The sequence below is a fragment of the Dongia sp. genome (assembly GCF_041906375.1).
In the GTDB taxonomy this organism is placed as follows: domain Bacteria; phylum Pseudomonadota; class Alphaproteobacteria; order Dongiales; family Dongiaceae; genus Dongia.
Map to the genome: position 1 here is coordinate 1 of NZ_JAYRJJ010000010.1, position 20,267 is coordinate 20,267.

The window sequence follows — 20,267 nt, forward strand, 5'->3', positions numbered from 1 at the left end:
TCATCAGCTTGGTGGGCGCATTGAGGATATGCTTGGGCGGCATGAGTGAGCCGTTGGCCTTCGCTGCCCGGCGGACGGTGTTATAGGCCTTGTAGGCGGCATTCGATTTGGGTGCGGTGCCGAGATAGATCACCACCTGCGCCAGAGCGAGCTCGCCTTCCGGCGAACCGAGGCGCTTATAGGTATCCCAGCCGGCCAGGGCCTGGGGCAGCGCCTGCGGATCGGCAAGCCCCACATCCTCGACCGCGAAGCGGACCAGGCGGCGGGCGATGTAGAGCGGGTCCTCGCCCCCATCCAGCATGCGCGCGAACCAATAGAGGGCGGCATCGGTATCCGAACCGCGCAAGGATTTGTGGAGGGCCGAGATGAGATTGTAATGCCCTTCCTGCGCCTTGTCGTAGAGGGGTGCGCGCCGCTGCACCGCCTTCCCGAGACCGGCCGGGTCGAGCTCGATCTCTGGCGGCAGGCGGAAGAGTTCCTCGGCGAGGTTGAGGAGATAGCGCCCGTCGCCATCGGCCATGTCGAGGAGGGCCTTGCGCGCCGCCTCGTTGAGCGGCAGGCGATAGCCCATCAGATCCTCGGCACGCGCCAGCAGCAATTCCTCGGCCGCCGCATCCAGCCGGTTGAGCACGAAGACCTGCGCGCGGGAGAGAAGCGCCGCGTTGAGTTCGAAAGACGGATTTTCGGTCGTGGCGCCCACGAGCACGATGGTGCCGTCTTCGACGTAGGGCAGGAAACCATCCTGCTGGGCGCGGTTGAAGCGGTGGATTTCGTCGATGAAGAGCAGTGTCCCCTGCCCCATGCGGCGGCGCTCGCGGGCCGCCTCGAACACCTTCCGCAGGTCGGCGACACCGGAAAAGACCGCCGAAAGCAATTCGAAATGAAGATCGACTCCGTCGGCCAGCAGCTTGGCGAGCGTCGTCTTGCCGCAACCCGGCGGCCCCCACAGGATCATCGAGGAGACCTGGCCCGCCGCCAGCATGCGCGTGATCGGCCCGGTGGGGCCGATGAGATGGTCCTGGCCGACGATATCGACGAGCTTCTGCGGGCGCAGCCGGTCGGCGAGCGGGCGGGGTGCCTGGGATTCGAAAAGACCGCTCAAAGCACCCCTCGCCTTTCTTCAGTCGAGATTGAAGGTCTTGACCTTGCCGCCCCGATTTACGGTGATCGACCAGGGCGCCGGCGTTTCATCCATCAAGTTGGCGAGATCGGCCGCCGAGGTGATCTCATGGTCGTTGATCTTGACGATCAAGTCACCGGCCTCGAAGCCGATGCGGTCGGCGATGCTGCCGCGTTTGATCTTGGCGATCGCAACACCCTCCCAGGCGCCGATATTGAGTTCGTCGGCGGTGGCCGGCGACAGATTGACGATGAGGGCACCGGACAATGGCTGACGCCCGCTAAGCAGCGTTTCACCCGGGGCCGGCTGGTCCGGCGGGGCGATGAGCGCCACGGGCAGATCGATTGCCGCACCCTTGCGGATAAGGTTGAGCGTCGCATTCTCGCCGACCGGCAGGGTCGCGAGGCGGAAGCGGAGGCCTTCGGGATCCTCGACCTCACGGCCATTGACGCCGACGATGATGTCGCCGGGCTTGATGCCCGCATTTTCGGCCGGGCCGTCGGCGTATAGCTGCTGCACGACCACGCCGACCGGGCGGGCCAGGCCTAGGCTCTGGGCGATGTCGTTGGTGACCGCTTCGCCGGCAGCGCCGATCCAGGGGCGCACCAGCTTGCCGCCATTCCCTTCGGCCTTGATCACCGCCGCCACCATGTTGCTGGGAATGGCAAAGCCGATACCGACCGAGCCGCCGGTCTTGGAGAAGATCGCCGTCGGAATGCCGATCAGCTTGCCGTCGGTGGATATGAGGGCGCCGCCGGAATTACCGGGATTGATGGCAGCGTCAGTCTGGATGAAATAGCCGAAATCGCCGATGCCGGTATTGGTGCGGGCAACGCCGGAAACGATGCCCGAGGTGACCGTCTGCCCGACGCCGAAGGGATTGCCGATTGCCAGGACGAGATCGCCCACGTCAAGCTCGTCGGAATCGCGCAAGGTCAGCACCGGCAGGGCCTCGCCCTTGGTTTCGACCTTGAGCAAAGCGAGATCGAGCCGCTCCTCGGCCGCAATCACCTTGGCCTCGAACTCGCGCTTGTCATTGAGCACGACGCGGATCTGGTCGGCGCCCTCGATGACATGGTTGTTGGTGACGATGAGGCCGTCGGTGCGCACGATGACGCCCGACCCCAGCGACCCCTGGACGCGCTCCTTGGGCTGGCCGGACTTGAACTGGTCGCCGAAGAACTGGCGGAAGAAGGGATCATCGAAAAAGGGCGAGGCCTGCCGCTCCTTGATGACGGTACGGGTGTAGATGTTGACCACCGCCGGCGCGGCGGCCTTGACCAGCGGCGCGAAGGTAAGGTCGATCTGCCCCTGCGATTGCGGCACCGCATCCTCGGCCAGGACCGGCGATGGCGCCAGCAGCAGAAGGGCGGCAAATGCGGCGTATATGCTTTTCATCGACGGCCCGTCATTCCATCAGTTGTCATGGTGAGTAGATGATAGCAAAAAGGGCGGCCGACAAGGCCGCCCTTCTCTACTTCCTGGGGCTGTAAGCCCGGCCTGATCAGGCCGCTTCGGCTTCGCCCGCATTCTGCTTCGGACCCGAATCCTGGCCCTTGGCGCTGACGTCGCGATCGACGAACTCGATCACGGCCATCGGCGCCATGTCGCCATGACGGAAACCGGCCTTCAGCACGCGGGTGTAGCCGCCGGCGCGGGTCTTGTAACGGGTGGCCAGGGTGGTGAGGAGCTTTTCGACGAGCTTCTCGTCCTGCAGCTGAGCGATCAGCTGACGACGGGCAGCGAGGCCGCCCTTCTTGCCGACGGTCACCAGACGCTCGACGATCGGACGCAGATCCTTCGCCTTGGGCAATGTGGTCGTGATCTGCTCGTGCTTAATCAAAGCCTGAGACAGGTTCATGAACAGCGCCTTACGATGGCTGCTGGTCCGGTTGAGCTTACGACCCCTTAAACCGTGACGCATTTTTTGGCTCCTTCCTCTTCCTGGCCTGCGGCTCCATGCCGGCGATCGAAATCGGCGGCGGCCGTAGATCCGATGGCAATCCCAGATCCGGCGCAAGGTACCAGAGTAGATCTCTGGGCGGCCTCAGGCGCGGCAGGGGCGGGTCACCATGACCCAAAACAGGACATGACCGGCGGATATGCCGGTCACATCCCAATCACAAAACTCAATACGGCTCGTCGAGACGGCGGGCCAGGTCTTCGATGTTCTCTGGCGGCCAGTTCGGGATTTCCATGCCGAGATGGAGACCCATCTGGGCGAGGACTTCCTTGATCTCGTTCAACGACTTGCGGCCGAAGTTCGGCGTGCGCAGCATTTCGGCTTCCGTCTTCTGAACGAGATCGCCGATATAGACGATGTTGTCGTTCTTGAGGCAGTTGGCCGAACGCACCGAGAGCTCGAGCTCGTCGACCTTGCGCAGCAGGTTGCGGTTGAACGGCGGCTCGGACGTGGCCACTTCGGCGACGGCAGCGGTCGGCTCTTCGAAGTTGATGAAGAGCTGCAGCTGGTCCTGGAGAATGCGCGCGGCGATGGCCAACGCATCTTCCGGGGTCACGGCGCCGTTGGTCTCGATCGAGAGCGACAGACGGTCATAGTCGGTCACCTGGCCGACGCGGCTGTTGTCGATCTTGTAGGAAACCTTCTTCACGGGTGAGAAGATGGCGTCGACCGGGATGAGGCCGATCGGAGCATCTTCCGGGCGGTTGTTGGCGGCCGGGACATAGCCCTTGCCGGCTTCGACCGTGAATTCCATCGAGAGATTGGCGCCCTGATCGAGGGTGCAGAGCACCAGATCCGGGTTCAAGATCTCGATGTCATGGCCGACTTCGATCTGGCCGGCCTTCACTTCGCCGGGGCCTTGCGCCTTGAGGCGCATGCGCTTCGGGCCGTCACCGCCCATGCGCAAAGCGATCTGCTTCACGTTGAGGACGATGTCGGTCACGTCTTCGCGCACACCCGGGATCGAGCTGAACTCATGCAGCACGCCATCGACATGGATGGCGGTCACGGCAGCGCCCTGCAGCGAGGAGAGCAGCACGCGACGCAGCGCGTTGCCGAGCGTCAGGCCAAAGCCGCGCTCAAGCGGTTCCATGATAAGCGTGCCGCCGCGCTTGGCATCGTGGCCGGCGTCGAACTTCTTGTTCGGCTTAATCAGTTCGGTCCAGTTCTTCTGAATCACGGGTCGTATCCTTTCTCAAATCCGGCCAGAAACCATTCTGTCGTTTCCGGTCCGGCGATCCGATTTGGCAGGTCGTGCGATCGGTTGGTCCTAAAACGCGTGTGGCGGGAAGCATTGCTTCCCGCTCACGTCGCTGGTGGCACCGGCTTAAACCGCGCCGGAACCAAATTCTTCTTAGACGCGGCGACGCTTGGGCGGGCGGCAGCCGTTATGCGGGATCGGCGTCACGTCGCGGATCGAGGTGATGGTGAAGCCAGCGGCCTGCAAGGCCCTGAGCGCGCTCTCGCGGCCCGAACCCGGACCCTTCACTTCGACCTCGAGGGTCTTCACGCCATGCTCCATCGCCTTCTTGGCGGCAACATCGGCAGCGACCTGGGCGGCATACGGGGTCGACTTACGCGAACCCTTGAAGCCCTGCGCGCCGGACGAGGCCCAGGCGACGGTGTTACCCTGATCATCGGTGATGGTGATCATGGTGTTGTTGAACGACGCATTCACATGGGCGATGCCCGACGTGATGTTCTTGCGTTCGCGCTTACGTACGCGACCCGCCGGTGCGGCTGCTGCAGCTTTCGCCATTTTCTAAGTCCGTCCTTTAAATTACTTCGTCGCCTGCTTCTTGCCGGCGATGGCAACCGCTTTGCCCTTGCGGGTGCGGGCATTGGTATGGGTGCGCTGGCCATGGACCGGCAGGCCCTTGCGATGACGCAGGCCCTTGTAGCAGCCCAGGTCCATCAGGCGCTTAATGTTGATCGCCGTCTGGCGGCGCAGATCGCCCTCGACCATGTAATCCTGGTCGATGGTTTCACGGATCTTACCGACTTCGGCGTCGGTCAGCTGATGCACGCGGCGTTCGGCCGGAATGCCAACCTTCGTGCAGATCTCGCTGGCCTTCTTCGGGCCAATGCCAGTGATGTAGGTCAGTGCGATGACCACCCGCTTTTGCGTCGGAATGTTCACGCCAGCAATACGCGCCACGTCGGCTCTCCTTAATTCATGCGATCAACGCCAATCCTTCGATTGACGCAAGTCGAAACGCCCTAAACCCCAGGGTTCAGCCGGGTGGGTCGAGAAGGCGCGCATTATATGGCGAAATGCCCGCCCGTCAACCACCACCCCGCATTCGAGGCGATTCTGTTATATTAACGAATTCAAAGGCTTACCCCTTGATTTTCGTTAATACCTGTTCGATCTGACTGGTGACTTCATCAAGTTCCGCCATGCCGTCCACCTGATGCAGCAATCCCTTGCCCTTGTAATAGGGCAGAATCGGGGCTGTCTGCTCGCGATAGGCGACCAGCCTGGCTTTGACCGTTTCGGCGTTGTCGTCCTTGCGGCGGGTGAAGTCGGTACCACCGCAGGAATCGCAAACGCCGGCAACCTTCGGCTTCTGAAATTTGTCGTGATAGCCGGCACCGCATTTGGCGCAGGCATAGCGGCCGGAGATACGCTCGACCAGCGCGTTCTCATCCACCGCGAGTTCGATGACGCCGTCGATCCTGGCCTTGTGCCGCGCCAGCATCTCGTCGAGTGCCGTCGCCTGGCCTTCCGTGCGCGGGAAACCGTCGAGGACGAAGCCATCCTTGCAGTCGGGCTGCTCGATCCGCTTTTCAATCATGCCGATGACGATGGCGTCCGGCATCAACTGGCCGGCATCCATCACGCGCTTGGCTTCCGCCCCCAGGGCCGAGCCCGACGCCACTTCGGCGCGCAGCATGTCGCCGGTCGACAGCTGAACCAAATGATGCCGATCGTAAAGACGCTTTGCCTGGGTCCCCTTACCCGCCCCCGGCGGGCCCAGCAGTATCAGTTTCATCCGCGCCGCCCCTTCAGCTTGGATTTCTTCAGCAGACCTTCGTACTGGTGCGCCAGCAGATGCGAGTGAATCTGCGCCACCGTGTCCATCGTGACCGAAACGACGATGAGCAGGCTGGTGCCACCGAAATAGAACGGCATGGCGTAATTGGCGATGAGGACTTCCGGCAGCGCGCAGATGACCGCGAGATAGGCAGCACCGATCACGGTGAGGCGCGTCAGCACATAGTCGAAATATTCAGCCGTGTTCTTGCCGGGACGGATCCCGGGCAGGAAGCCGCCATGCTTCTTCAGATTTTCAGCGGTGTCCTCGGGGTTGAAGACGATCGCCGTGTAGAAGAAGGCGAAGAAGACGATGAGGGCGATGTAGGAAACGATGTAAAGCGGCCTGCCGTGGCCGAAATAGGCCATCGCCTCCTGCAGCCAGCCCGGCGTATCGGCGCCGGTACCGTAGAATCCGGCGACGGTCAGCGGGAGGAGCAGGATCGAGGACGCAAAGATCGGCGGGATGACGCCTGAGGCATTCAGCTTCATCGGCAGGTGCGAGGATTCGCCGCCGAACATGCGGTTGCCGACCTGGCGCTTGGGGTACTGCACAATGAGGCGGCGCTGGGCGCGCTCGAAGAAGACGATACCGGTGATGACTGCGACCGCGATCACGGCGAAGAGAAGGACAGTGAGGCCCGAGATCGACCCGGCCCAGAGCTGTTCCAGCAGCTGGCCGAGCGAGGTCGGCAGGCGCGAGACGATACCCGCGAAGATGATGAGCGAAATGCCGTTGCCGATGCCGCGGGCGGTGATCTGCTCGCCCAGCCACATCAGGAACATGGTGCCGCCGGTCAGGGTGAAGACGGTGACCAGCACGAACATCATGCCCGGGTTGATGACGGCGCCGCCCGAGGGACCAGCCATGTTCTGCAAGCCATTGGCCATGCCGAAGGCCTGGACCATGGCGAGAATGACGGTGCCGTAGCGGGTGTACTGGTTGATCTTCTTGCGACCCGATTCGCCTTCCTTCTTCCACGCCTCGAGCTGGGGCGAGACGGAGGTCAGGAGCTGCATGATGATCGAGGCGGAGATGTACGGCATGATGCCGAGCGCGAAGACCGTCATGCGGCTGATGGCACCACCGGCGAACATGTCGACCATGCCGAGCACGCCGCCCGAATGCTGCTGGAAGATGGCGGCAAAGGCCGCGGCATCGATCCCGGGCAGCGGGATATAGGCACCGATGCGGGCGACGATCAGGGCGCCGAGCGTGAACCAGATGCGCGCCTTGAGCTCTTCGGCCTTGGCGAAGGCACCGAAATTGATATTGGCGGCAAGTTGTTCAGCAGCGGAGGCCATCAGTTACCCTTCGGCGCGGTCAGTGCGGGTGAATCAGGCGGGGTGATCTCAAGCATATAGGGATCGGGCCCCCGATTTGCCACCGGAGGCCCGATTATCGTTTAGGCCTGGGCGGCCGCTTCCTTGGGCTGCTTCGGCGCCTTGATGGTCACCGAACCGCCGGCCTTTTCCACTGCCGCAACCGCCGCCTTGGAGGCACCGACCACCGTGATGTTGACCTTGGTCTTCAATTCGCCCTTGGCGAGCAAACGCACACCGTCGCGCACGCGACCGATGAGGCCGGCAGCCTTCAACGCCTTGCCGTTGATCGGCTTGGTGGCATCGAGGCGCTTGGCATCGATCGCATCCTGCAGCGCGCCGACATTCACCACCGAGAAATCGAGGCGGAAAATGTTGTTGAAGCCGCGCTTGGGCAGGCGACGATAGAGCGGCATCTGGCCGCCTTCGAAGCCGTTGATGGCGACGCCGGAACGACCGTGCTGACCCTTGCCGCCGACGCCGGCGGTCTTGCCCTTGGTCGAACCGATACCGCGGCCGACGCGGATGCGCTTCTTGCGGGCGCCCGGGTTATCGGAAAGCTGATGAAGCTTCATGATGGATTTCCTTACTTCACCGGTTCGATCAGCAGCAGATGCTGGACCTTGCGGATCATGCCGCGGATCGACGGCGTGTCTTCGACCACGCGCGAACGGTTCATCTTGTCGAGGCCCAGGGCCTTCAGCGTATCGCGCTGGTCGAACTTGCGACCGATGCGGCTGCCGACCTGGGTGATTTTGACTTTGTCAGCCATTTTTCACTTCCCCCGTTATTCGCGGGCTTCGGCGGCGGCGTCCTTGCGGCCAATCACGTCGCTCACCTTCTTGCCGCGGCGGGCAGCCACGGAACGGGGCGAGGAGCAATGATTGAGCGCGTCGAACGCAGCGCGGATCATGTTGTGCGGGTTGGAGGTGCCGACCGACTTAGCGACGACGTCATTGACGCCGAGCGCTTCGAAGATCGCACGGACCGGACCGCCGGCGATGATGCCGGTACCGGCATCGGCAGCGCGCAGCACGACACGGCCGGCACCGTAATGGCCGGTGACGTCATGATGCAGCGTGCGGCCCTCGCGCAGAGCGACACGGATCATGCCGCGCTTGGCATGTTCGGTCGCCTTGCGGATCGCTTCCGGCACTTCGCGGGCTTTGCCCGAGCCGTGGCCGACGCGACCCTTGCCGTCACCGACGACGACGATCGCGGCAAAGCCGAAGCGCTTACCACCCTTCACCACCTTTGCAACGCGGTTGATGCCGACGAGCTTTTCGATGAGCTCGACCTCGGTCTCCCGGTCACGGCGCTCGCGGTCGCGGCGCTCGCTTTTTGCTGGTTTGGCCATTGTTTCCGGTCCCTTCCTTAGAACGCCAGCCCGGCTTCGCGGGCAGCGTCGGCCAGGGCCTTGACCCGACCGTGGTAAATGTAACCGCCGCGATCAAACACGACTTCCTTGATGCCCTTCGAGACGGCACGTTCGGCGATGAGCTTGCCCACGGCCTTGGCGGCATCGATGTTGGCGCCGGTCTTGATCTTGCCCTTGAGTTCCTTATCGACCGTCGAAGCGGCGGCAAGCGTGTTGCCGTTCACGTCGTCGATGATCTGAACATAGATGTGCAGGCTCGAACGGAACACCGACAAACGCGGGCGCCCGATCGACTTCTTCCGGATCTGGGTCCGGACGCGCGCCCTGCGGCGCTCGAAAAGTTCTTTCGTTTTCGACATGTCCAGCCCTTACTTCTTCTTGCCTTCCTTGCGCAGGATGGTCTCGTCCGAATACTTGATGCCCTTGCCCTTGTAGGGCTCCGGCTTGCGGTATTCACGGATTTCCGAGGCCACCTGGCCGACCTTCTGCTTGTCGAACCCGGTAATCGAGATCGACGTCGGCTTATCGCACTTCACCGTGATGCCTTCCGGGATCGGATAGCTCACGTCATGGGAATAGCCGAGATTGAGCTGCAGGTTCTTGCCCTGGACGGCAGCACGGTAACCGGTGCCGTTGATCTCGAGAACCTTGGTGAAGCCTTTGGAAACGCCTTCGACCATGTTCTTGAGATTGGCGCGGGTAGCGCCCCAGCTCATACGAGCCTGCTTTGTTTCGGTGATGGGCTTCACCCACACCTTGTCGCCCTCGACCTTGACTTCGACATGCGCAGAGATCGGCAGCTTGAGAGCGCCGAGCTTGCCCTTCACCGTGGCCAGGCCACCGGCGAGGTCGACGCTCACACCTTGCGGCAGGGCGACGGGATTTTTACCAACGCGAGACATGACTTGGGTCCTCCTCGCTTAGAATACGCGGCACAGCACTTCGCCACCCACGTTCTGGGTGCGCGCTTCGCTGTCCGAGAGGACGCCACGGGGCGTCGACAAAATGGAGATACCGAGGCCGTTATAGTAACGCGGCAGATCGGAAATCCGCGAATAGACGCGCCGACCGGGGGTCGACACGCGGGCGATCTCCTGAATCACGGGCTGACCCTCGTGATACTTGAGCTCGACCGTGATTTCGCCGCCGGGCTTGGAGCCGTCGACGCTGTAGTTGCGGATATAGCCTTCACGCTTCAGCACATCGAGCACGTTGGCGCGAAGACGCGAAGCGGGGCTGGTCACTGCCGACATCCGGGCCTTCTGGCCGTTGCGGATGCGCGTCAGGAGATCTCCCAAGGGATCGTTCATTGCCATGATCTCTTGCTCCTTACCAGCTCGACTTGACCATGCCAGGAATCTGGCCGGTCGAAGCGAGCTCGCGCAACGCAATGCGCGACAGCTTGAATTTGCGATAGGTGGCGCGCGGGCGACCGGTCAGTTCGCAACGGTTGCGAATACGGACCTTGGACGAGTTGCGCGGCAGTTCGGCGAGCTTGAGGCGCGCGGCGAAACGCTCTTCCATCGGCAGTGCTTCGTTATCGGCAACAGCCTTCAGGCGGGCGCGGCGGGCAGCATACTGCTTCGCCATCTTCTCGCGCTTCTTGTTCTTCTCGACGGAGCTTGTCTTAGCCATGTCTTTTCCTCCGGCTTCGGCTTAATTGATGAAGGGCATTTGAAAGCCCTTCAGCAACGCCTTGGCCTCAGCATCGGTCTTGGCGCTTGTGACGATAATGATGTCCATGCCCCGAACTGCATCGACCTTGTCGTAATCGATCTCGGGGAACACCAGCTGCTCCTTCAGGCCCAGGGCATAATTGCCGCGGCCATCGAAGCTCTTGCCGTTGACGCCGCGGAAATCGCGGACGCGCGGCAGGGCGATGGTGATCAGACGATCGAGGAACTCGTACATGCGCTGGCGGCGGAGCGTCACCTTGGTGCCGATCGACATACCTTCGCGCAGCTTGTAGGTCGCAATCGACTTACGAGCCTTGGTCACCACCGGCTTCTGGCCGGCGATGGCGGTGAGCTCATCGACCGCGACGTTGATCTTCTTGCTGTCGGCGGTCGCTTCGCCGACACCCATGTTGATGACGATCTTCTCGATCTTCGGGACCTGCATGGCGTTCTCGTAGGAGAACTCCTTCATCAGGGCCGGACGAACGACGGTTTCGTAATGATCTTGCAAACGGGTGCGTGCCATTTCCTAGCGCTCCCTCAACCAATCTTTTCGCCAGAACGACGGGCGAAACGGATCTTGTCCTCGCCTTCGGTCCGGTAGCCGACACGGGTCGGCTTCTGCGTTTTCGGGTCGATGTGGGCGATGTTAGAGACGTGAATCGGCGCCTCCTTCTCGATGATCCCACCCGGCGTCTGCATGGACTGCTTCTGGTGACGCTTCACCATGTTGACGCCGCGCACCTTGACGCGGTTTTCAGTCGGGTTGACCTCGATGATCTCGCCGGTCTTGCCCTTGTCGCGACCGGTGATCACAACCACCTTGTCGCCCTTTTTGACTTTAAGCTTCGTTGCCATTTTCAGCACCTTGCCTCTCGCGCTCACAACACTTCGGGAGCGAGCGAGATGATCTTCATGAACTTCTTGCCGCGGAGCTCGCGAGTCACCGGGCCGAAGATGCGGGTGCCGATAGGTTCACCCTGCTTGTTGATCAACACCGCAGCATTGCGGTCGAAGCGGATGGCGCTGCCGTCGGCGCGGCGGATTTCCTTGGCGGTGCGCACGATGACGGCGCGATGGACATCGCCCTTCTTCACCTTGCCGCGCGGAATGGCTTCCTTGATCGACACGACGATGACGTCGCCGACCTCGGCTGTGCGGCGCTTCGAGCCACCCAGCACCTTGATGCACTGCACCCTGCGCGCGCCTGAGTTGTCGGCGACATCCAGGTTCGTCTGCATCTGGATCATGGTTCAGATCCTCTCGTTACAATTACGCTGGTTATCGTTCAAGCCTGGGCGGTGGCAGCGTCGACCACTTCCCAATGCTTCGTCTTCGACAAGGGGCGGCATTCGCGGATGTAGACCACGTCGCCGACCTTGCATTTGTTGTCCGCATCGTGCGCAGCGTAACGCTTCGAACGGCGGATGAACTTCTTGTACACGGGGTGCATGACGCGACGCTCGACCAGAACGGTGACGGTCTTGTCGGTCTTGTCGCTGACCACGGTACCTTGCAGAACGCGCTTGGGCATTCTCTTTCTCCTTACGCCTTCGCCAGCGCTTTTTGGCGCAGCGAAGTCTCGATACGGGCGATGTCACGACGAACGACGCGCACGCGCGCGGTGTTCTCGAGCTGGCCCGACGCACGCTGGAAGCGCAGGTTGAAGGCCTCTTTCTTCAAATTAACGAGGTCCGCCTTGAGCTGGTCCTCGGTCTTCAGGCTAACGTCTTTCGCCTTCATGATCGGGTTCCTCGTTTCTTATTCTTCGCCGAGACGGCCGACGAGGCGCGTCTTGATCGGCAGCTTGGCGGCGGCGAGCGTGAAGGCTTCCTGAGCCAGGCTCTTCTGCACGCCGTCGATCTCGAACATGATGCGGCCGGGCTTCACGCGGCAGACCCAGTATTCCGGGTTGCCCTTGCCCGAGCCCATGCGCACTTCAGCCGGCTTCCGGCTGATCGGCACGTCCGGGAAAATGCGGATCCAGACCTTGCCAACGCGCTTCATGTGACGCGTGATCGCGCGGCGGGCCGCTTCGATCTGGCGCGCCGTGATGCGGCCGGGTTCCATCGCCTTCATGCCGAAGGCGCCGAAGTCGAGCGTGTAGCCGCCCTTGGCGACACCCTTGACGCGGCCCTTGTGGGCCTTACGGAATTTCGTTCGCTTTGGAGAAAGCATCTTCTTATTCCCTATCGCTCAATCAGGCCCGACGCTCAGCGCCGGCACCCTGATGACCTGAGCCTTGATGACCGGTGGACTGATGCTCCATCGAGCGCTTGTCCATCGCCATCGGGTCGTGGCCCATGATCTCGCCCTTGAACACCCACACCTTGACACCGCAGGTGCCGTAGGTGGTCTTGGCCGTACCTTCACCGAAATCGATCTCGGCGCGCAGCGTGTGGAGCGGCACGCGACCTTCGCGATACCATTCGAGACGCGCGATCTCGGCGCCGCCCAAACGGCCCGAGCAGTTGATTCGGATGCCCAGCGCGCCAAGGCGCATGGCCGACTGGACCGCGCGCTTCATGGCGCGACGGAACGCGACACGGCGCTCGAGCTGCTGGGCGATGTTGTCGGCGATGAGCTTGGCATCGATTTCCGGCTTGCGGATTTCGATGATGTTGAGGCTCACTTCCGAACCCGTCATCTTCGACAATTCGCCGCGCAGCTTCTCGATGTCGGCGCCCTTCTTGCCGATCACCACACCCGGACGAGCCGTGTGGATGGTGACGCGGGCCTTCTTGGCCGGACGTTCGATGACGACGCGGGCGACACCGGCCTGGTTGAGGCGCTCAGTCAGGAACTTCTTAATGCGCAGATCCTCGTGGAGGAGCTGGGCGTAGTCCTTGTCGGCGAACCAGCGCGAATCCCAGGTGCGGTTGATACCAACGCGCAGGCCGATCGGGTTGACTTTCTGACCCATTACTTTGCCTCCTCGGCTGCTTCGACGCGCTCGCGCACGACCACGGTCAGGTTGCTCCAGAGCTTCACCACCTTCACGCCACGGCCGCGGGCGCGGGCATGGAAGCGCTTCAGTCGGAAGCTGTTGCCGACATAGGCCTCGGCGACAAACAGGCGGTCGACGTCGAGCGAATGGTTGTTCTCGGCATTCGCGATCGCTGCCTGCAGCACCTTCTTGACGTCCTGGGCCGCACGCTTCTTGGAGAAGGTGAGGGCGGCCAGGGCCGGCTGGGCGTCGAGACCGCGGATCATTTGTGCAACAAGGTTAAGCTTGCGCGGTGTGGTCTGCACGACCGAGGCAACAGCCTTCGCCTCGGTGTCCTTCAGCGCGCGTGCTTTCTTCTGTTTGCTCATCTTTAGGCCCTCTTAGCCTTCTTGTCGGCGGCATGGCCGTGGAAGGTCCGGCTCGGCGAGAACTCGCCGAACTTGTGGCCGATCATGTTCTCGGTGACGAGGACCGGCAGGAACTTCTGGCCGTTATAGACGCCGAAGGTGAGGCCGACGAATTGCGGCAGGATGGTCGAGCGGCGCGACCAAGTCTTAATCACCTCGTTGCGGCCCGAAGCGCGGCTGGCATCTGCCTTCTTCAGCAGATAACCGTCAACGAACGGACCTTTCCATACGGAGCGAGCCATTTTTAGTCGCCCTCCTTATTTCTTCGCTGCATGACGGCGGCGCACGATCTGGCCATCCGTCTTCTTGTTGTGACGCGTCTTCTTGCCCTTGGTCGGCTTGCCCCAGGGAGTGACCCAGGCACGGCCGCCATTGGTACGACCGCCGTGCGGATGGTCGACCGGGTTCATCACGATACCGCGCGTGGTCGGGCGGTAGCCGAGATGACGGGCGCGACCGGCCTTGCCGATCGAAGTGTTCTGCTGGTCCGGGTTGGAGACCGCACCGATCGTGGCCATGCATTCGGCCTTGACCATGCGGACTTCGCCCGACGGCATGCGCAGCAGCGCATTGCCCTGGTCGCGGCCCACCAGCTGCAGGAAGGTGCCGGCGGAACGGGCCATCTGGCCACCCTTGCCGGGCTTCAGTTCGACATTGTGGATGATGGTGCCGACCGGGATCGAGCGCAGCGGCATCGCATTGCCCGGCTTCACGTCGACGCGGTCGCCGGAGACGACCTGGTCGCCGGCCTTGAGGCGCTGCGGTGCCAGGATGTAGGCCAGTTCGCCGTCCGCATACTTGATGAGGGCGATGAACGCGGTGCGGTTCGGATCGTATTCCAGGCGCTCGACCGTCGCAGGCACGTCGAACTTGCCGCGCTTGAAGTCGACCATGCGGTAGCGGCGCTTGTGGCCACCACCGGTGCGGAAAGCCGTGATACGGCCATAGTTGTTGCGACCACCCGACTTCTTGAGACCCTCGGTGAGAGCCTTAACGGGCTCGCCCTTGTGGAGCTCACTACGGTCGACCAGCACCAGCTGGCGGCGACCGGCGGAGGTCGGCTTGAAATTCTTCAAAGCCATGGCTTAGATCCCCGTCGTCACATCGATCTTGTGGCCCTCGGCGAGGGTCACGATCGCTTTCTTGAAATCCGGACGCTTGCCGGCACGGCCGCGCCACAGCTTGGACTTGCCTTCGACACGAATGGTGTTGACGGCATCGACCTTCACCTTGAACACGCCTTCGACCGCAGCCTTGATTTCCGGCTTGCTGGCATCGAGCGGCACCTTGAAGGTGACCTGGTTATGCTCCGACCCCATGGTCGACTTTTCGGTCACATGGGGACGGCGGATCATCTCCAGCATCGCTGCGTCGGAGAGCTTCACCTTCGGCGTGACCATCTTACGTGCGCGGCTCATTTCAGGCGCTCCACCAGATGTTGCACGGCGTCCTTGGTGAGAACCAAGGTGTCGCGGCGCAGGATGTCGTACACGTTCGCACCCTGCTGCGGCAGCACATCCACATGGGGAATGTTGCGCGCGGCGCGGGCGAAGCCTTCGGTGACCGCCGGGCCTTCGATGAGAAGAACCGACTTCCAACCCAGAGCTTCGAACTTCTTCACCACGTCCTTGGTCTTGGAGTCGGAACCGACGCCATCGAGGACGATGAGCTTGCCTTCCTTGGCCTTGGCCGAGAGGGCGGTCTTGAGGCCGAGGGCGCGGACCTTCTTCGGTAGGTCGTGGGCATGGCTGCGCACGACGGGGCCGAAAATGGTGGCGCCGCCACGGAACTGCGGCGAGCGCAGCGAGCCCTGACGGGCGCGGCCGGTACCCTTCTGCGAGTACGGCTTCTTGGTGGTGCCGGAGACGTCGCCGATTTCCTTGGTCTTGTGGTTGCCGGAGCGGCGCTTGGCCAGCTGCCAGTTGACCACACGCGCCAGGATGTCCTTGCGGACCGGACGACCGAAGATGTCGTTGAACGTGGTGTCGTCCAACTCGATCTCGCCCTTGGGCTTGTTATTGATGTCGATGACCTTGAGCTTCATGATTTCCTCGCTCACTCAGCCGCTTCGGCTTTTGCCTTGAGGGCGGCCGGGAACGGCGCCTCCTTCGGCAGGGGCCGCTTGACGGCGTCTTTGATGAGGACATAGGAGCCCTCGTGGCCCGGAACGGCGCCCTTCACCATGACGATGCCGAGAGCCGGATCAGTGCCGACGACCTTCAGGTTCTGGGTGGTGACGCGCTCGTCGCCCAGATGACCGGCCATCTTCTTGCCCGGGAAGGTACGGCCCGGATCCTGACGGTTGCCGGTCGAACCATGGCTGCGGTGCGAGACCGACACGCCGTGGGTCGCACGCAGACCGCCGAAGTTCCAGCGCTTCATGGAACCCGCGAAGCCCTTGCCGATCGTGGTGCCGGTGACGTCGACGAACTGGCCGGCGACGAAATGATCAGCACTGAGCTCGGCGCCGACTTCCAGGAGGGCGTCCTTATCCACGCGAAATTCCGCGATCTTCTTCTTCGGCTCGACTTTCGCCTTGGCGAAATGGCCCCGCTGGGCCTTCGAGACATTCTTCACCTTCGCCTTGTCGAGACCAAGCTGAACGGCGTTATAGCCATTCTGCTCTTCGGTCCGGACGGCGATGACCTGACAACCAGCGACCTTCAACAAGGTCACGGGCACGTGCGCGCCATCTTCGGCGAAGACGCGGGTCATGCCCAGCTTTTGGGCGATGAGGCCGGTTCGCATAGGTGCCCCTCCTCTTAATTCTTCAACTTGATCTCGACGTCCACGCCGGCGGCGAGGTCGAGCTTCATCAGCGCGTCCACCGTCTGCGGGGTCGGATCAACGATATCGAGCAGCCGCTTGTGGGTGCGGATCTCGAACTGTTCGCGGCTCTTCTTGTCGACGTGCGGCGAACGGTTAACGGTGAAGCGCTCGATGCGCGTCGGCAGCGGAATGGGACCGCGGACCTGGGCACCCGTACGCTTCGCCGTGGAGACGATCTCGTTGGTCGACTGGTCGAGCACACGATGATCGAACGCCTTCAGGCGGATGCGGATATTCTGGCTTTCCATCTTCTGGATCCTTTGGGCCTAAAGGCCTTACTCGACGATCTTGGCGACGACGCCGGCGCCGACGGTACGACCGCCTTCGCGGATGGCGAAGCGCAGGCCTTCATCCATGGCGATCGGGGCGATCAGGTTGACCACCATCGAGATGTTGTCGCCGGGCATCACCATTTCGGTGCCTTCCGGCAACTCGACCGTGCCCGTCACGTCCGTCGTGCGGAAGTAGAACTGCGGGCGATAGTTGGAGAAGAACGGCGTGTGACGGCCACCCTCTTCCTTGGTCAGAATGTAGGCTTCCGCCTTGAACTTGGTGTGCGGGGTGATCGAGCCGGGCTTCGCCAGGACCTGGCCGCGCTCGACGTCCTCGCGCTTGGTGCCGCGCAGCAGCGCGCCGATGTTGTCGCCCGCTTCACCGCTATCGAGCAGCTTGCGGAACATTTCAACGCCGGTCACCGTCGTCTTCACCGTGGCTTTGAGGCCGACGATCTCGACTTCCTCGCCGACCTTCACGATGCCGCGCTCAACGCGACCCGTGACCACCGTGCCGCGGCCCGAGATCGAGAACACGTCTTCGATCGGCATCAGGAACGGACGATCCTTCGGACGCTCCGGCTGCGGGATGTATTCGTCAACCGCCGCCATCAGCTTCAGGATCGCGTCATGGCCCAATTCCGGGCTCTTGTTCTCCAGCGCGCACAGGGCCGAACCGCGGATGATCGGAATCTTGTCGCCCGGGAAATCGTACTTCGACAGCAGCTCGCGCACTTCGAGCTCGACCAGGTCGAGCAGCTCGGCGTCGTCCACCATGTCGCACTTGTTCATGAACACCACCAGCGCCGGCACGCCGACCTGACGGGCCAGGAGGATGTGCTCGCGGGTCTGCGGCATCGGGCCGTCAGCGGCCGAAACCACCAGAATGGCGCCGTCCATCTGCGCCGCACCCGTGATCATGTTCTTCACGTAGTCGGCATGGCCCGGGCAATCGACGTGGGCGTAGTGGCGGTTCTTCGTCTCGTACTCAACGTGAGCCGTCGAGATCGTGATGCCGCGCGCACGCTCTTCCGGCGCCTTGTCGATCTGGTCGTAGGCCGTGAACGTCGCACCGCCCGTTTCCGCCAGAACCTTCGTGATCGCCGCCGTCAGCGACGTCTTGCCGTGGTCAACGTGGCCGATCGTGCCAACGTTGCAGTGCGGCTTGTTACGCTCAAATTTAGCCTTCGCCATCTTCTTTACTCCGTCAGTATCTGTCGCGGTTCCGTTAGGCCATCTTGGCGCGGACTTCGTCCGCAACCGCCTGGGGAACCTGCTCATAGTGGTCGAAAGTCATGCTGTACTGGGCACGGCCCTGGCTCATCGAGCGCAGAGTGTTCACATAGCCGAACATGTTGGCGAGCGGCACCATCGCCGTGATGACGCGCGCATTGCCGCGGCTGTCCATGCCCTGGACCTGACCACGACGCGAATTGAGATCGCCGATCACGTCACCCATGTAGTCTTCCGGGGTGACGACCTCGACCTTCATCATCGGCTCGAGAAGCTTCGGGCCGGCCTTCGGAATGCCTTCGCGGAAGCAGGCGCGCGCCGCGATGTCGAAGGTCAGCACGTTCGAGTCGACGTCGTGATAGGCGCCGTCGATCAGGGTCGCCTTGAAGTCGATCAGCGGGAAGCCGGCGATGACGCCCGTTTCCTTGGCGAGCTTCAGGCCCTTTTCGACGCCCGGCACGTATTCGCGCGGCACCGAACCGCCGACGACGGCGTTCTCGAACACGAAGCCCGAACCCGCCTCAAGCGGCTCGAAGCGGATCTTGACGCGGGCGAACTGGCCCGAACCACCGGTCTGCTTCTTGTGCGTGTAGTCGTGTTCGACCTTCTTGGTGATGCTTTCGCGATACGCCACCTGCGGCGCACCCACGTTGGCCTCGACCTTGAATTCGCGCTTCATGCGGTCGACGAGAATTTCGAGGTGGAGTTCGCCCATCCCCTTGATGATCGTCTGGCCGCTTTCCGGATCGGAATTGACGCGGAAGCTGGGATCTTCCTGCGCGAGGCGGTTCAAGGCCACGCCCATCTTTTCCTGGTCGGCCTTCGACTTCGGCTCGACCGCCACTTCGATGACCGGCTCCGGGAATTCCATGCGCTCGAGAACGATCGGGTGCGCGGGATCGCAGAGGGTGTCACCGGTGGTGGTGTTCTTCAGGCCGCAGAGGGCGACGATGTCGCCAGCGCGGGCTTCCTTGATGTCTTCGCGGCTGTTGGCATGCATGAGCAACATGCGGCCGACGCGCTCTTTCTCTTCCTTCACCGTGTTGAGCACGGTGGTGGCCGAGTTGAGGATGCCGGAATAGATGCGCACGAAGGTGATCGAGCCGACGAACGGATCGGTCATGATCTTGAACGCGAGGCCCGAGAAAGGCTCGTCATCCGAGCTCTTGCGGGTCATTTCCTGGTCGGAATCGACGGCAACGCCCTTCATGTCCGGCACGTCGAGCGGCGACGGCAGGAAATCGACGACGGCGTCGAGCATGGGCTGCACGCCCTTGTTCTTGAAGGCCGAGCCGCACAGGACCGGCACGAACGCGCCTGAGTTGGTGCCCTTGCGGATGAGCTTCTTCAGCGTCGCGACGTCCGGCTGCTTGCCTTCGAGATAGGCTTCCATGACCTGGTCGTCGAGTTCGACGCACATCTCGACGAGACGGGCGTGATATTCCTCGGCCTTTTCCTTCATGTCGGCGGGGATGTCGCCGATGACGAATTCGGCGCCGAGGCTCTCATCCTTCCAGATGACGCCCTTCATGGCGACGAGGTCGACGAGACCGGCAAATTCGCTTTCCGAACCGATCGGCAGATGGATGACGAGCGGCTTCGCACCGAGGCGGTCGACGATCATGTCGACGCAGCGATAGAAGTCGGCGCCGATGCGATCCATCTTGTTGACGAAGCAGATGCGCGGCACGCCGTACTTGTCGGCCTGGCGCCACACCGTCTCCGACTGCGGCTCGACGCCGGCAACCGAATCGAACACCGTCACGGCACCGTCGAGCACGCGCAGCGAACGCTCGACTTCGATGGTGAAGTCGACGTGGCCCGGGGTGTCGATGATGTTGATGCGGTGGTCGTTCCAGAAGCAGGTCGTGGCGGCCGAGGTGATCGTGATGCCGCGCTCTTGCTCCTGCTCCATCCAGTCCATCGTCGCCGTGCCTTCATGCACTTCGCCGATCTTATAGGACTTGCCGGTGTAATAGAGGATGCGCTCGGTCGTGGTGGTCTTGCCGGCATCGATGTGGGCCATAATGCCGATATTGCGGTATCGCTCGAGCGGGGTAGTGCGCGCCATGATGCGGTTTC

Annotated in this window: 31 protein-coding genes; all 31 read right to left on the bottom strand. The window is 62.4% G+C overall.

All coding sequences use genetic code 11. The annotated features are described in order from the left end of the window. The coding region (locus ACE3OA_RS20165; protein ID WP_374314171.1) for a replication-associated recombination protein A at nucleotides 1–1,102 on the bottom strand (1,102 nt) is incomplete at its 3' end. An 18-nt stretch (nucleotides 1,103–1,120) separates the two neighbouring features. After that, nucleotides 1,121–2,518, bottom strand: a complete 1,398-nt coding sequence (locus ACE3OA_RS20170) for a Do family serine endopeptidase (RefSeq protein WP_374314173.1) — start codon at nucleotides 2,516–2,518, stop codon at nucleotides 1,121–1,123. 106 nt (nucleotides 2,519–2,624) lie between these two features. Next, on the bottom strand, nucleotides 2,625–3,044 hold the full coding sequence (rplQ, locus tag ACE3OA_RS20175; RefSeq protein ID WP_374314176.1) for a 50S ribosomal protein L17: 420 nt from the start codon (nucleotides 3,042–3,044) through the stop codon (nucleotides 2,625–2,627). A gap of 205 nt (nucleotides 3,045–3,249) precedes the next feature. Beyond that, nucleotides 3,250–4,263: a DNA-directed RNA polymerase subunit alpha gene (locus tag ACE3OA_RS20180; protein ID WP_374314178.1), complete on the bottom strand. Its 1,014-nt coding sequence runs from the start codon at nucleotides 4,261–4,263 to the stop codon at nucleotides 3,250–3,252. Nucleotides 4,264–4,437: 174 nt separating this feature from the next. Continuing rightward, a complete protein-coding gene (gene rpsK / locus ACE3OA_RS20185; RefSeq protein WP_374314180.1) occupies nucleotides 4,438–4,842 on the bottom strand; it encodes a 30S ribosomal protein S11 in 405 nt (134 codons plus the stop codon). 21 nt (nucleotides 4,843–4,863) lie between these two features. Then, the gene (gene rpsM, locus ACE3OA_RS20190; RefSeq protein WP_374314182.1) at nucleotides 4,864–5,241 is read right to left on the bottom strand and encodes a 30S ribosomal protein S13; all 378 of its coding nucleotides are present in this window, start codon (nucleotides 5,239–5,241) and stop codon (nucleotides 4,864–4,866) included. A 181-nt stretch (nucleotides 5,242–5,422) separates the two neighbouring features. Beyond that, a complete protein-coding gene (locus ACE3OA_RS20195) occupies nucleotides 5,423–6,079 on the bottom strand; it encodes an adenylate kinase (protein ID WP_374314184.1) in 657 nt (218 codons plus the stop codon). Next, a complete protein-coding gene (gene secY / locus ACE3OA_RS20200) occupies nucleotides 6,076–7,425 on the bottom strand; it encodes a preprotein translocase subunit SecY (protein WP_374314186.1) in 1,350 nt (449 codons plus the stop codon). Before secY ends, ACE3OA_RS20195 begins: the two co-directional genes overlap by 4 nt. A gap of 101 nt (nucleotides 7,426–7,526) precedes the next feature. Further along, nucleotides 7,527–8,018: a 50S ribosomal protein L15 gene (gene rplO / locus ACE3OA_RS20205; RefSeq protein WP_374314188.1), complete on the bottom strand. Its 492-nt coding sequence runs from the start codon at nucleotides 8,016–8,018 to the stop codon at nucleotides 7,527–7,529. A gap of 11 nt (nucleotides 8,019–8,029) precedes the next feature. Continuing rightward, nucleotides 8,030–8,215 carry a 50S ribosomal protein L30 gene (gene rpmD, locus ACE3OA_RS20210; protein ID WP_374314190.1) on the bottom strand — a complete coding sequence of 62 codons (186 nt, stop codon included), beginning with the start codon at nucleotides 8,213–8,215 and terminating at the stop codon, nucleotides 8,030–8,032. Nucleotides 8,216–8,230: 15 nt separating this feature from the next. Beyond that, complete coding sequence (gene rpsE / locus ACE3OA_RS20215) at nucleotides 8,231–8,800, bottom strand: 30S ribosomal protein S5 (protein WP_374314192.1); 570 nt, start codon at nucleotides 8,798–8,800, stop codon at nucleotides 8,231–8,233. 17 nt (nucleotides 8,801–8,817) lie between these two features. After that, nucleotides 8,818–9,180, bottom strand: a complete 363-nt coding sequence (gene rplR, locus ACE3OA_RS20220) for a 50S ribosomal protein L18 (RefSeq protein ID WP_374314194.1) — start codon at nucleotides 9,178–9,180, stop codon at nucleotides 8,818–8,820. Nucleotides 9,181–9,189: 9 nt separating this feature from the next. Continuing rightward, complete coding sequence (gene rplF, locus ACE3OA_RS20225; protein WP_374314195.1) at nucleotides 9,190–9,723, bottom strand: 50S ribosomal protein L6; 534 nt, start codon at nucleotides 9,721–9,723, stop codon at nucleotides 9,190–9,192. 18 nt (nucleotides 9,724–9,741) lie between these two features. Then, nucleotides 9,742–10,137: a 30S ribosomal protein S8 gene (rpsH, locus tag ACE3OA_RS20230; RefSeq protein WP_374314197.1), complete on the bottom strand. Its 396-nt coding sequence runs from the start codon at nucleotides 10,135–10,137 to the stop codon at nucleotides 9,742–9,744. A gap of 13 nt (nucleotides 10,138–10,150) precedes the next feature. After that, a complete protein-coding gene (gene rpsN, locus ACE3OA_RS20235; protein ID WP_133611794.1) occupies nucleotides 10,151–10,456 on the bottom strand; it encodes a 30S ribosomal protein S14 in 306 nt (101 codons plus the stop codon). 21 nt (nucleotides 10,457–10,477) lie between these two features. After that, nucleotides 10,478–11,023: a 50S ribosomal protein L5 gene (rplE, locus tag ACE3OA_RS20240; protein WP_374314201.1), complete on the bottom strand. Its 546-nt coding sequence runs from the start codon at nucleotides 11,021–11,023 to the stop codon at nucleotides 10,478–10,480. 14 nt (nucleotides 11,024–11,037) lie between these two features. After that, nucleotides 11,038–11,355 (bottom strand): 50S ribosomal protein L24, encoded by a 318-nt coding sequence (gene rplX, locus ACE3OA_RS20245; RefSeq protein WP_374314204.1) that lies wholly within the window; start codon nucleotides 11,353–11,355, stop codon nucleotides 11,038–11,040. Nucleotides 11,356–11,378: 23 nt separating this feature from the next. Beyond that, a complete protein-coding gene (gene rplN / locus ACE3OA_RS20250) occupies nucleotides 11,379–11,747 on the bottom strand; it encodes a 50S ribosomal protein L14 (RefSeq protein WP_303980476.1) in 369 nt (122 codons plus the stop codon). A gap of 38 nt (nucleotides 11,748–11,785) precedes the next feature. Continuing rightward, nucleotides 11,786–12,031 (bottom strand): 30S ribosomal protein S17, encoded by a 246-nt coding sequence (gene rpsQ / locus ACE3OA_RS20255; RefSeq protein ID WP_374314206.1) that lies wholly within the window; start codon nucleotides 12,029–12,031, stop codon nucleotides 11,786–11,788. A gap of 11 nt (nucleotides 12,032–12,042) precedes the next feature. Continuing rightward, entirely contained in the window at nucleotides 12,043–12,240 is a 198-nt protein-coding gene (gene rpmC, locus ACE3OA_RS20260; protein WP_374314209.1) for a 50S ribosomal protein L29, read from the bottom strand. Between the two features lie 18 nt (nucleotides 12,241–12,258). Then, nucleotides 12,259–12,675, bottom strand: coding sequence for a 50S ribosomal protein L16 (gene rplP, locus ACE3OA_RS20265; RefSeq protein ID WP_374314211.1), 417 nt, complete (start codon nucleotides 12,673–12,675; stop codon nucleotides 12,259–12,261). Nucleotides 12,676–12,697: 22 nt separating this feature from the next. After that, nucleotides 12,698–13,420 carry a 30S ribosomal protein S3 gene (gene rpsC, locus ACE3OA_RS20270; protein ID WP_374314213.1) on the bottom strand — a complete coding sequence of 241 codons (723 nt, stop codon included), beginning with the start codon at nucleotides 13,418–13,420 and terminating at the stop codon, nucleotides 12,698–12,700. Further along, entirely contained in the window at nucleotides 13,420–13,812 is a 393-nt protein-coding gene (rplV, locus tag ACE3OA_RS20275; RefSeq protein WP_374314215.1) for a 50S ribosomal protein L22, read from the bottom strand. The genes rpsC and rplV overlap by 1 nt, the downstream gene beginning before the upstream one ends. 2 nt (nucleotides 13,813–13,814) lie before the next feature. Then, a complete protein-coding gene (gene rpsS / locus ACE3OA_RS20280) occupies nucleotides 13,815–14,093 on the bottom strand; it encodes a 30S ribosomal protein S19 (protein WP_374314217.1) in 279 nt (92 codons plus the stop codon). Between the two features lie 15 nt (nucleotides 14,094–14,108). After that, on the bottom strand, nucleotides 14,109–14,933 hold the full coding sequence (gene rplB / locus ACE3OA_RS20285) for a 50S ribosomal protein L2 (RefSeq protein WP_374314219.1): 825 nt from the start codon (nucleotides 14,931–14,933) through the stop codon (nucleotides 14,109–14,111). Between the two features lie 3 nt (nucleotides 14,934–14,936). Then, nucleotides 14,937–15,251 (bottom strand): 50S ribosomal protein L23, encoded by a 315-nt coding sequence (locus ACE3OA_RS20290; RefSeq protein ID WP_374314279.1) that lies wholly within the window; start codon nucleotides 15,249–15,251, stop codon nucleotides 14,937–14,939. A gap of 14 nt (nucleotides 15,252–15,265) precedes the next feature. Beyond that, nucleotides 15,266–15,895: a 50S ribosomal protein L4 gene (gene rplD / locus ACE3OA_RS20295; RefSeq protein ID WP_374314282.1), complete on the bottom strand. Its 630-nt coding sequence runs from the start codon at nucleotides 15,893–15,895 to the stop codon at nucleotides 15,266–15,268. An 11-nt stretch (nucleotides 15,896–15,906) separates the two neighbouring features. Beyond that, nucleotides 15,907–16,599: a 50S ribosomal protein L3 gene (rplC, locus tag ACE3OA_RS20300; protein WP_374314221.1), complete on the bottom strand. Its 693-nt coding sequence runs from the start codon at nucleotides 16,597–16,599 to the stop codon at nucleotides 15,907–15,909. Between the two features lie 14 nt (nucleotides 16,600–16,613). Further along, complete coding sequence (rpsJ, locus tag ACE3OA_RS20305; protein ID WP_298681953.1) at nucleotides 16,614–16,928, bottom strand: 30S ribosomal protein S10; 315 nt, start codon at nucleotides 16,926–16,928, stop codon at nucleotides 16,614–16,616. A 27-nt stretch (nucleotides 16,929–16,955) separates the two neighbouring features. Next, the gene (tuf, locus tag ACE3OA_RS20310) at nucleotides 16,956–18,146 is read right to left on the bottom strand and encodes an elongation factor Tu (RefSeq protein ID WP_374314224.1); all 1,191 of its coding nucleotides are present in this window, start codon (nucleotides 18,144–18,146) and stop codon (nucleotides 16,956–16,958) included. Between the two features lie 34 nt (nucleotides 18,147–18,180). Further along, nucleotides 18,181–20,256 carry an elongation factor G gene (gene fusA, locus ACE3OA_RS20315; protein WP_374314226.1) on the bottom strand — a complete coding sequence of 692 codons (2,076 nt, stop codon included), beginning with the start codon at nucleotides 20,254–20,256 and terminating at the stop codon, nucleotides 18,181–18,183. Nucleotides 20,257–20,267 lie beyond the last annotated feature (11 nt).

Coding starts and splice junctions, on each gene's coding strand:
- rpsC (WP_374314213.1), bottom strand. CDS start 13,420: ATGGGTCAGAAAGTCAACCCGATCGGCCTGCGCGTTGGTATCAACCGC.
- rplD (WP_374314282.1), bottom strand. CDS start 15,895: ATGAAGCTCAAGGTCATCGACATCAATAACAAGCCCAAGGGCGAGATC.
- rpsJ (WP_298681953.1), bottom strand. CDS start 16,928: ATGGAAAGCCAGAATATCCGCATCCGCCTGAAGGCGTTCGATCATCGT.
- rplN (WP_303980476.1), bottom strand. CDS start 11,747: ATGATCCAGATGCAGACGAACCTGGATGTCGCCGACAACTCAGGCGCG.
- rpsQ (WP_374314206.1), bottom strand. CDS start 12,031: ATGCCCAAGCGCGTTCTGCAAGGTACCGTGGTCAGCGACAAGACCGAC.
- rplP (WP_374314211.1), bottom strand. CDS start 12,675: ATGCTTTCTCCAAAGCGAACGAAATTCCGTAAGGCCCACAAGGGCCGC.
- rplO (WP_374314188.1), bottom strand. CDS start 8,018: ATGAAGCTTCATCAGCTTTCCGATAACCCGGGCGCCCGCAAGAAGCGC.
- rpsS (WP_374314217.1), bottom strand. CDS start 14,093: ATGGCTCGCTCCGTATGGAAAGGTCCGTTCGTTGACGGTTATCTGCTG.
- rplF (WP_374314195.1), bottom strand. CDS start 9,723: ATGTCTCGCGTTGGTAAAAATCCCGTCGCCCTGCCGCAAGGTGTGAGC.
- rpmC (WP_374314209.1), bottom strand. CDS start 12,240: ATGAAGGCGAAAGACGTTAGCCTGAAGACCGAGGACCAGCTCAAGGCG.
- rplV (WP_374314215.1), bottom strand. CDS start 13,812: ATGAGCAAACAGAAGAAAGCACGCGCGCTGAAGGACACCGAGGCGAAG.
- rplQ (WP_374314176.1), bottom strand. CDS start 3,044: ATGCGTCACGGTTTAAGGGGTCGTAAGCTCAACCGGACCAGCAGCCAT.
- rpsN (WP_133611794.1), bottom strand. CDS start 10,456: ATGGCTAAGACAAGCTCCGTCGAGAAGAACAAGAAGCGCGAGAAGATG.
- ACE3OA_RS20290 (WP_374314279.1), bottom strand. CDS start 15,251: ATGGTCACGCCGAAGGTGAAGCTCTCCGACGCAGCGATGCTGGAGATG.
- fusA (WP_374314226.1), bottom strand. CDS start 20,256: ATGGCGCGCACTACCCCGCTCGAGCGATACCGCAATATCGGCATTATG.
- secY (WP_374314186.1), bottom strand. CDS start 7,425: ATGGCCTCCGCTGCTGAACAACTTGCCGCCAATATCAATTTCGGTGCC.
- rplR (WP_374314194.1), bottom strand. CDS start 9,180: ATGTCGAAAACGAAAGAACTTTTCGAGCGCCGCAGGGCGCGCGTCCGG.
- rpsE (WP_374314192.1), bottom strand. CDS start 8,800: ATGGCCAAACCAGCAAAAAGCGAGCGCCGCGACCGCGAGCGCCGTGAC.
- rpsK (WP_374314180.1), bottom strand. CDS start 4,842: ATGGCGAAAGCTGCAGCAGCCGCACCGGCGGGTCGCGTACGTAAGCGC.
- rplX (WP_374314204.1), bottom strand. CDS start 11,355: ATGGCAACGAAGCTTAAAGTCAAAAAGGGCGACAAGGTGGTTGTGATC.
- rpmD (WP_374314190.1), bottom strand. CDS start 8,215: ATGGCTGACAAAGTCAAAATCACCCAGGTCGGCAGCCGCATCGGTCGC.
- tuf (WP_374314224.1), bottom strand. CDS start 18,146: ATGGCGAAGGCTAAATTTGAGCGTAACAAGCCGCACTGCAACGTTGGC.
- ACE3OA_RS20195 (WP_374314184.1), bottom strand. CDS start 6,079: ATGAAACTGATACTGCTGGGCCCGCCGGGGGCGGGTAAGGGGACCCAG.
- rplE (WP_374314201.1), bottom strand. CDS start 11,023: ATGGCACGCACCCGTTTGCAAGATCATTACGAAACCGTCGTTCGTCCG.
- rpsH (WP_374314197.1), bottom strand. CDS start 10,137: ATGGCAATGAACGATCCCTTGGGAGATCTCCTGACGCGCATCCGCAAC.
- rplB (WP_374314219.1), bottom strand. CDS start 14,933: ATGGCTTTGAAGAATTTCAAGCCGACCTCCGCCGGTCGCCGCCAGCTG.
- rplC (WP_374314221.1), bottom strand. CDS start 16,599: ATGCGAACCGGCCTCATCGCCCAAAAGCTGGGCATGACCCGCGTCTTC.
- ACE3OA_RS20170 (WP_374314173.1), bottom strand. CDS start 2,518: ATGAAAAGCATATACGCCGCATTTGCCGCCCTTCTGCTGCTGGCGCCA.